Consider the following 8,231-nt stretch of genomic DNA (forward strand, 5'->3'; position numbering starts at 1 on the left):
TCACTCGACTCGCAGCATCGCCACAGGATCGATCCGTAGCGCCCGCAACACTGCCGGTATGGCGGTAATTAGCACAGCGAAAAGAATCGTGAGGCAGGGAAATGCCAGCACACCAGCATCCGTGACCTTTACCTCGTAAAGAAGCGACTCGACATACCGTACCGAAGCCAGCCCGAACGCCAGACCCGCCACTGCGCCCAACATCACTGCAACAGAAATCCCTGCCATAACACGCCGCGCAACGTCACCCACCCGTGCGCCCAGCGCCATGCGAATGCCAATCTCGCGCTCCCGCTGCTGGACTGAATAGTTCAGCACCCCATACAGTCCAATCCCGGCAAGCAGCAGCGCAACAGCGCCAAAAAAGAAAGCCAGCGTTGCCAATAATCGCTCGCGGATGGTTTGCGCCTGGTTCAGTTCCAGTTGTGTCCGCACATCCGTAACCCGAAACTCTGGGCGTGTCTTCGACACTTCCTGTCGCAGCGTTGTGGCCAGCGCGAGAGGGTTGGCCGTAGCCGTGCGCACGACGAAAGTTTCGTAAGTGCTAGGCTGCATAACTCCCTTAGCATCCTTTTCATGAAACGGAACAAAGACGACCGGCAGCATAGGCTCGCGAACACCACGGTATTCGGCGTCGCGCATCACGCCAACAATCTGCATGCGTTCGCGGCCACCACCATCGCCAGCCTTTTCAAAAAACCGGCCAATCGGATTCGCATCGTTCATGTATCTTCTGGCAAATGTTTCATTCACGATTACGCTGTCCGGATATAGGTCCTCGTCCCGGAAATCTCTCCCGCTGATCAGAGGAATCCGCATCGTCTCTAAAAAACCCGGTGAAACATTCAGAAAATAAGCAAGATCAACGCTCGGCGGCCCGCCATTGACGGAGATGGAATCATTCCACCCATTGCCTTCCAGCAAGGCCCAGGCGGTCTGCGATACTCGTTCTACGCCTGGCATCGCGCGCAGATGATCGGCTACCTGGTCCCAGATAAGGGGCGATTGTGGAGGCCGGCTCATCGTTTTCAGCAGAAGAATTCGATCAGAGGAAAATCCGGTGGGCTTGTTGGAAAGTTTCTCGAATGTAGTGACAAATAATCCGGCCACGAACAGTATCAGAAAACAAAAGGCAACCTGCAATGCGATCATTCCATGCATTAACCGTTGCCGCGAATGCGGATCGTCTCCGCCCTTCAAAATACTTGCAGGCTTTACCGACGAAGCCCGCAGAGCTGGCAGCAGCCCAAAGAGCAGCACCACAATCAGAGTCAGCACCAAACCAAATCCAAGCACCCGCCAGTCGGCAGGCAGAATCAGCCGTAACGCGTTATCCGGCGGATTAATCATGCTCACCACGAACGGCGCCGACCACCATGCAAACAATGCTCCGCTCGCAGCAGCGAGAGCCGCCAGCAGCGTACTCTCAACCAGCACCATCTGCACCAGCCGCCAGCGTCCCGCGCCAATCGAAACCCGCAGCGCCATCTCGCGCGCACGAGCTGCTGCCTGGGCCGTCATGAGGTTGGCAACATTCGCACAGGCGATCAGCAGAACCATCACAACCAGCACGGCAATAGCAGCCAAAGCGCGGCTGTAATCTCTTTGCAACCCGGACGTTCCCGTAGGCGCTGGCTCCATCAGCAGTTTGTTGTTGAGTACATTCTTCAGCGTCTGCGACGGCAAGCCAGTCTCGCCGCTGAGCCGGTTTTTCTCGAATGCATAGGTGGTTGCTGCGAGCTTCGCGCGAAGTGGCTCAATGGACACGCTTGGTTTTACCATGGCCAGAGTTCGAAACCATGTGCAATTAGGACGTGTCGCGCAGCGGTGCATCATCGTCGGGACGAAAATGTCTACGACAATCCCCGGCTCCGTCCCGGTAAATTTCTTCTCGCTGACGCCAACAATTTCGTAGACGCCATTGCCATAATGGAAGGTATGCCCTATGACATTAGGGTCGCGCGCAAAACGGCGGTTCCAGTAATCATAGGAAAGCACGGCGTAAGGAGACGCCCCAGGTTTTAGATTGTCATTCTCTGAAAGCAGCCGTCCCAGCGCCGGCTGGATGCCGAAGGCCTGGAACATATTTCCTGAGACATACTGCACGTTGGCCTTTTCTGTCTCCTGGTCAGTTTTATAGGTCACATCCGAGCGGTCAGCGTACGAAATCGCGATCAGCTCAGCCTCATTTTTGGCCGCGGCTCGCATCAGTTGAAAATCCGGATACGCCCATGAGTCATACGAGCCGAATCTGCCATCAAACCCAAAGCCCTGGCGCGACAGAACGTAAAGCCGTTCGGGATGATCGATCGGCAGAGGCCGCCACAGCAGAGCATCAATCAACCGAAACGCCGACGTGCAGGCCCCAATCGCCAGCGCCAGCGAAAGAACCGCGGCAGACGATGTAACCTTGTTCCGCTTTAGCTGCCGCCATCCAAAGACCAGATCGGCACGAAGCGAATCCAGCCATCCAACGACGCGCGCCTCATGGCTCGCCTGCCGCTGACGCGCCGCCGCTCCCAGCGCCCGCCGCGCTTCCTCTGCATCGCGTCCGGCCTCAATGGCCTCGGCAATATGCGATTCAAACTCTTCCTCGATCTCGCGATTCAGGCGCTCGCCGCGAAACACATTCACCACTCGCGACCACAGAGACATATCACACCGTCCTCAAGATACGGTTAACCGCCGAAGTTATGGCTTGCCAGCGCGATTCTTCCATTGCCAGTTGCTTCTTTCCTGTCGCTGTCAATTCATAGACCCGCGCCCTTCGTCCCGTCTGCTTTGTCACCCACTCAGCGCGAATCCATCCCGCCTCCTCCATCCGGTGCAGCGCCGGATTCAACGATCCCTCCTCTGCCTGCAGCACATCGTCCGAATATTCGCTAATGGCCGCCATAATGGTGTAGCCATGCAGCCGCGGCGTTCGCGAGAGAATTTTCAGCACCAGCAAATCAAGTGAGCCCTGCAGGGAATCAGCCCGTGGCATATTAAGACAACTATACATAGATATCTTAATAAATGCACTCAATTGTCTGGAATTTTATGGGTTCGTTGTGCATCTCTGCCGCAAGAGAAAAATGGGGTCCTTTGCTGTACTCAGGACGGCAAATCTTCTTTGACCTGTTCTTCGTCTGTGAAAGGTGCGTTTATTGTCAGCAGGCCTTCGGGGAGGGTCATTTCGATGCGTTTTTGATCGAGATCGATTTTGCTTAGATAGGCTTTGGCAAAGGGGATCAGAATTTCTTCTCTGTTGGTTTCGGATTGGACGATCAGTAGCGGAGTGCTGGCTGTTTCGCAGTCTACATCGACAATAGCGCCGATATCACTGGTGTTAGCGGAGCCGATGTCGATGATACGGCAGCCGATGAGATCGTCGATATAGAAAGAATCGTCTTCGATCGGGACGCGCTGGTCGCGCGGGATGACTACATCCAGGTTGCGGAGGGATTGGGCCTCGGAAATAGAGTCGATCCCGGCGAATTTAAGGACGATGCGGCCCTTGTGCAGCCAGTAATTCTCAAGTTCGACAGGGCGCGAGGCTTTTCCGTCAGGTGAAAGCACCCAGAGATGAGGGCGCTCGGCGAAGCGTTCAGGGAAGTCCGTGAGGATGTCGGCTATAAGCTCGCCATTCCGCCCTTGGGGTCGGACGAGATGCGCGACGAGCACCCAGGGCTGTTCAGTGGTCATAGCACCGATTGTACGGGCAGTACCTTTGGTAATCGCGATGATCGGAAAAGGGTAACCTGAATATGGTTACGACCGGTAGGTAAATCAATCAAATTCTGAGGCAGAAGCCTCTTTTTCATTTCCAGCTTTGTTCACGATGCTAAAAGCCCGGTGTCTTTACCTGAACACCATCGATAAAAATATCTGCTAAAAGAGGTTATAAGCAGGCAAAACCCGCCGCATATGGAGCCGCCATGTCCGGCGCAGATCAAGCGAGAAGCAATGATCGGTTAACAGCTTCGAGAAGCTATTCGCCGACTGCGTGCTTTTCCAGGTGCTCTTCGAGGATGTCGAGCGTGTAGCGATGATGGTGCTTCATACTGACAGCACCAAGGATCGTGCGCATCGAGCGCGCTGTCCGGCCCTGTTTCCCAATGACTTTGCCCACATCCCCGGGGGCGACGCGGAGCCTCAATACAGTGCTCTCATCGCGCGCAACGGCTTCAACGTTTACTGCACCTGGATCATCCACCAGAGCCTTCGCGATCTCGGTGACCAGTTCCTGCATATTGTCCGGCATCTCTTCGTACGTCATTCGACCCCCCATCAAGAACACACTTTCTGTCTCTAGGGCTGGCCAATACTAACAGCAACCTGAGGGGGTATAACAGTGCTTTCTGGTGTCCTGTTTTAGTGTTACTTCCGGAACTATCTTGGAGATAACCCGATCATGCCGCCGGAGCAGCAGCCGGGGTCTTGAGCAGCTTGGCGACAGTGTCGGAAAGCTGGGCGCCTTTGCCGGTCCAGTAGTCGATGCGCTCACGCTTGAGATCGACGGTGGCGGGATTGGTGCGGGGGTTGTAGGTGCCCACCACTTCGACCGAGCGGCCGTTGCGGGCACGATCCTTCTCAATGACAACGACGCGGTAGTAAGGCTGCTTGCGGGCGCCAAAGCGCGCCAAACGAATCATCAGCACAGGTAAATCTTCCTTTCAATCCTGGTTGTAGGCGAGGGATGTGAAGAGGCGGCAGCGACAGGCGCGGGCACACACAAATCCCCAAGGGTTAAGTATAGCAGGGATTGCGGGCTTGCATGTACTAGGCTCACCTTCCAGGTTGCAGGCAGGCCATCCTGAAACTCGTCAATGAGTGACTCGGTGACGATGTACTCATCGACAATTCGGAATCGGTCCTTCCCTTGTGCTTCGGCAATATGGACTGTATTGTTTATGTCGAAGCAGCAGGGGAAAGAATCGATGACTGAAGAACGGCTGGAACTCCCACAAGGAACATTGGATTTGCTCATTCTGAAAGCGCTGGCATTGGAGCCGATGCACGGCTGGGCCTTCTCCGAGCGGCTGCAACAAATCTCGCGGGAGGCGCTGCGGGTGCAACAGGGGTCACTCTATCCTGCGCTCCATCGTCTGGAGCGTCGCGGCTGGATCAAGGCGCAATGGGCAACGAGCGAAAACAATCGTCGCGCAAAGTACTACCGGCTGACGCCGCGCGGACAAAAGCAACTGGAAGCGGAGACGGCGACATGGCGCAAATTGGCCGCTGCCGTAGGCCATGTTCTTGATATGGCGTAAGGAGATTCCTGATGCTCAGTGACCTGCTGTACCGTCTACGCGCGCTGTTTCGCGGCAAAGAGATGGATGCCGAAGCAGAAGACGAACTGCGCTATCACCTTGAACGCGAAGCGGAGAAGTATCGCCGTAGCGGCATTTCTTCAGAGGATGCGTCGCGTCGCGCTCGCCTGGCGTTCGGTGGAACAACACAGGTGGAGCAGGAGTGCCGCGAATCGCGCGGCACAAAATTCGTTGAGGACCTTTTGCAGGACCTCCGCTACGCGATCCGATCGTTCGCAAAGACGCCCGGTCTTTCCTTAATGATTGTGCTTTCGCTGGCTATCGGCATCGGGGCCAACACGGCGATTTTCAGCGTGACCAGCACTCTGCTGCTCAAGCCATTGCCGTATCCCCACCCGGACCGGCTCGCAATCCTGTGGCTGCGCTCGCCCGGCATCGGCATTCCGCAGGATTGGCCTTCGCCGGGGCAATATCACGACATCGTCACCCAGAACCATGTCTTTGAGGAAACGGCACTGGCCATTGGCGACAACTTCACACTCACCGAACACACGAGGGCCATAAAGGTTGACGGCATCGAAGCGACGTCGAGTCTGCTTCCGATGCTGGGCGCAAAAGCAATGCTCGGGCGCATCTTCTTGCCGGAGGAAGATGAGCCGGGAAGACCGCAAACCGTGGTGCTGACGTATGGCTTTTGGCAACGGGAGTTCGCGGGCGACCCGAACATCGTGGGGCGTTCCATCACACTCGACGGCCATCCACATACCGTTGTCGGCGTTCTCTCACCTGACTTTCGCCTGAACCACGAAGTGATCCCAACGGTTGCAGGTATCGACAAACCTGAAATTTTTATGCCGCCGAAGGAAGAGGCCAAGAACCCTACCAACTACGGTTCGGAGAACTACAACATTGTGGGGCGGCTCAAGCCCGGCGTCACAATGCAGCAGGCCCAGGCAGATATTGATGTAATCGCCGCCCGGCTTCGCGAAGAGAAGCATCGCGATCGCTCGTTCACGATCAGCGTAGTTCCGCTCATGGAGCAGGTCGTGGGCAATGTACGCACTGCGGTACTGATCCTCTTTGGGGCAGTCGGTCTGGTTTTGCTGATCGCGTGCACCAATGTGGCCAATCTGCTGCTGTCGCGGGCGACAACCCGACAGCGGGAAATCGCTATCCGCGCGGCGCTGGGAGCAGGACGCGCGCGGGTGATACGTCAGCTCCTGACAGAGAGCATTTTGTTAAGCCTGATGGGCGGCGTGGCTGGACTGGGCCTTTCGGCACTTAGCATCTTCGTCGCGCGCAGGATGCATCCAGGGAACATTCCGCGACTCGACGAACTCGGGATGGATTTCCGAGTGCTCGTCTTTACCTTCGGCGTAGCGATTCTTACCGGAATCGTGTTTGGACTTGCCCCGGCATTGCGCGCCTCGCACGTCGATTTGACGGCAAATCTGAAGGCGGGCGGCAAGGGTTCCTTGAGCGGCGGATTGAGCGTCCGTCACGACAAGCTGCGCGGGGCGCTTGTTATCGCCGAGCTTGCCATCTCGCTGCCCCTTCTGGTCGGGGCTGGCCTGCTCGTGCGCAGTTTCGTGCGCCTGGCTAACGTGCCGCCCGGATTCAATCCGAAAGATGTGGTATCGATGGACATTGGTGCGTATGGACCGGAGTTTAAAGACCCTGCCACGCGCGTCCAGTTTTATCAGCAATTGGCTGAAGGGATTGGCCGTCTCCCCGGGGTTACAGCTACAGGTGCAATCTCTGCACTCCCGCTCACCTCAGCTGTTGGTTGGGGTGGTATGCATATCGAAGGCTATGTGCCGCCTGCCAACGAACCTGAGCTGCAGGTTGATGTGCGAGCGGCCACAACCACATATTTCAGCACGATGCAGATTCCACTGATTCGTGGGCGCATGTTTGCTGAAACGGATACGGACAAGATGCCGCCAGTTGCGATCATCGATCAAAAGATGGCCGATCGTTTCTGGCCGAATGGCGATGCGATTGGTAAGCGCATCCGTCGAAGCGATGACTCTCCCTGGACCACGATCGTAGGCGTGGTTGGCGTCGTCAAAGAGTATGGCCTCGATACGGACACCCGAATGGTTGTCTATTATCCGCATACGCAGATAAGAAACGGAACCCTGTATGTTGTTGCCCGTACATCATCTGATCCTGCTTCCACCATTAGCGCGATCATTCATGTGGTGAACACCATCAATCCAGGAGTGCCGGTGTATGACGTCGCCACGATGGAGCAGCGTGTCCAGGACTCGATGGCGCGTCAGCGATTCGCAATGACCATGCTGGGTGGTTTCGCTGGCTTTGCGATGATTCTCGCGGCCATCGGCATTTACGGAGTGATGTCGTTCCTGGTCACGCAGGGTACAGCCGATATCGCGATTCGCGTAGCCCTGGGTGCGCGACGGGCGAGCATCCTGTCGCTCGTCTTCCGGCAGGGCGTGGGGTTGGTTTTACTGGGCATCGTCGCCGGGCTCATTGGAGCTCTCGGGTTCACGCGCCTGATGAACAGCATGCTCTTCGGCGTGAAACCCACCGATCCGCTTACTTTTTTCTCGGTTCTGGCACTGCTGCTTTTTGTCGCTGTATTCGCATGTCTGGTTCCCGCAGGACGGGCCATGCGCATCGACCCCATGACTGCTCTGCGGACAGAATAGGCAGGTGGCGGTGACGATTCCTCGAAAGCGGTCAGCCCTTTAACTCAGGAAAAGCCGTAATTCTGAGCTTGGCCGCAGCGTAAGGAACCAGAGTGACCATTTCTTCCGGCTCGTCGCTTGCGACCGGGCTTTGCGGGACGGGGTTGGCTACTCCGTCTTCGGCCAGCCATGCGGGGAGCCTTCGGCCTTTCACTTCCAGCTTCACCGGCGCACCTTTGAGGGTGAACGGCCCTTCTGCTACTGGCGCTTCCCTGGCCTTGATGGATTCGGTGCGCACGGCATAATTCCATTGCGTGGTGGG

The 8,231-nt window shown here is 56.6% G+C and carries 7 protein-coding genes and 1 pseudogene; 2 read left to right on the forward strand and 6 right to left on the reverse strand.

Annotation, left to right across the window (positions count from 1 at the left end; genetic code table 11):
• From VEV40_RS15280 to rpsP, 5 genes are all read right to left on the reverse strand, one after another.
• Nucleotides 1–2,655: an ABC transporter permease gene (locus VEV40_RS15280; RefSeq protein ID WP_324833542.1), complete on the reverse strand. Its 2,655-nt coding sequence runs from the start codon at nucleotides 2,653–2,655 to the stop codon at nucleotides 1–3.
• Nucleotide 2,656: 1 nt separating this feature from the next.
• Nucleotides 2,657–3,004: a PadR family transcriptional regulator gene (locus VEV40_RS15285; protein ID WP_324833544.1), complete on the reverse strand. Its 348-nt coding sequence runs from the start codon at nucleotides 3,002–3,004 to the stop codon at nucleotides 2,657–2,659.
• A gap of 92 nt (nucleotides 3,005–3,096) precedes the next feature.
• Nucleotides 3,097–3,666 (reverse strand): ribosome maturation factor RimM, encoded by a 570-nt coding sequence (gene rimM, locus VEV40_RS15290; RefSeq protein WP_324833546.1) that lies wholly within the window; start codon nucleotides 3,664–3,666, stop codon nucleotides 3,097–3,099.
• Nucleotides 3,667–3,973: 307 nt separating this feature from the next.
• Nucleotides 3,974–4,261, reverse strand: a complete 288-nt coding sequence (locus tag VEV40_RS15295) for a KH domain-containing protein (RefSeq protein ID WP_324833548.1) — start codon at nucleotides 4,259–4,261, stop codon at nucleotides 3,974–3,976.
• A gap of 133 nt (nucleotides 4,262–4,394) precedes the next feature.
• A complete protein-coding gene (gene rpsP, locus VEV40_RS15300) occupies nucleotides 4,395–4,637 on the reverse strand; it encodes a 30S ribosomal protein S16 (RefSeq protein WP_324833553.1) in 243 nt (80 codons plus the stop codon).
• Nucleotides 4,638–4,922: 285 nt separating this feature from the next.
• Between rpsP and VEV40_RS15305 the strand changes: the two genes are divergently transcribed.
• Entirely contained in the window at nucleotides 4,923–5,255 is a 333-nt protein-coding gene (locus tag VEV40_RS15305; protein ID WP_324833549.1) for a PadR family transcriptional regulator, read from the forward strand.
• 11 nt (nucleotides 5,256–5,266) lie between these two features.
• On the forward strand, nucleotides 5,267–7,930 hold the full coding sequence (locus tag VEV40_RS15310; protein ID WP_324833550.1) for an ABC transporter permease: 2,664 nt from the start codon (nucleotides 5,267–5,269) through the stop codon (nucleotides 7,928–7,930).
• 31 nt (nucleotides 7,931–7,961) lie between these two features.
• Here VEV40_RS15310 and VEV40_RS15315 read toward each other — a convergent pair.
• A pseudogene (locus tag VEV40_RS15315) lies at nucleotides 7,962–8,231 on the reverse strand (hypothetical protein); the annotation flags it as partial.

Origin of the sequence: Alloacidobacterium sp., from assembly GCF_035631355.1 — a bacterium.
Lineage (GTDB): Bacteria > Acidobacteriota > Terriglobia > Terriglobales > Acidobacteriaceae > Alloacidobacterium.

Excerpts from the sequence above, each read along its gene's own strand:
- VEV40_RS15280 (WP_324833542.1), bottom strand. The coding sequence starts at position 2,655 with ATGTCTCTGTGGTCGCGAGTGGTGAATGTGTTTCGCGGCGAGCGCCTG.
- VEV40_RS15285 (WP_324833544.1), bottom strand. The coding sequence starts at position 3,004 with ATGTATAGTTGTCTTAATATGCCACGGGCTGATTCCCTGCAGGGCTCA.
- VEV40_RS15295 (WP_324833548.1), bottom strand. The coding sequence starts at position 4,261 with ATGACGTACGAAGAGATGCCGGACAATATGCAGGAACTGGTCACCGAG.
- rpsP (WP_324833553.1), bottom strand. The coding sequence starts at position 4,637 with ATGATTCGTTTGGCGCGCTTTGGCGCCCGCAAGCAGCCTTACTACCGC.
- VEV40_RS15305 (WP_324833549.1), top strand. The coding sequence starts at position 4,923 with ATGACTGAAGAACGGCTGGAACTCCCACAAGGAACATTGGATTTGCTC.
- VEV40_RS15310 (WP_324833550.1), top strand. The coding sequence starts at position 5,267 with ATGCTCAGTGACCTGCTGTACCGTCTACGCGCGCTGTTTCGCGGCAAA.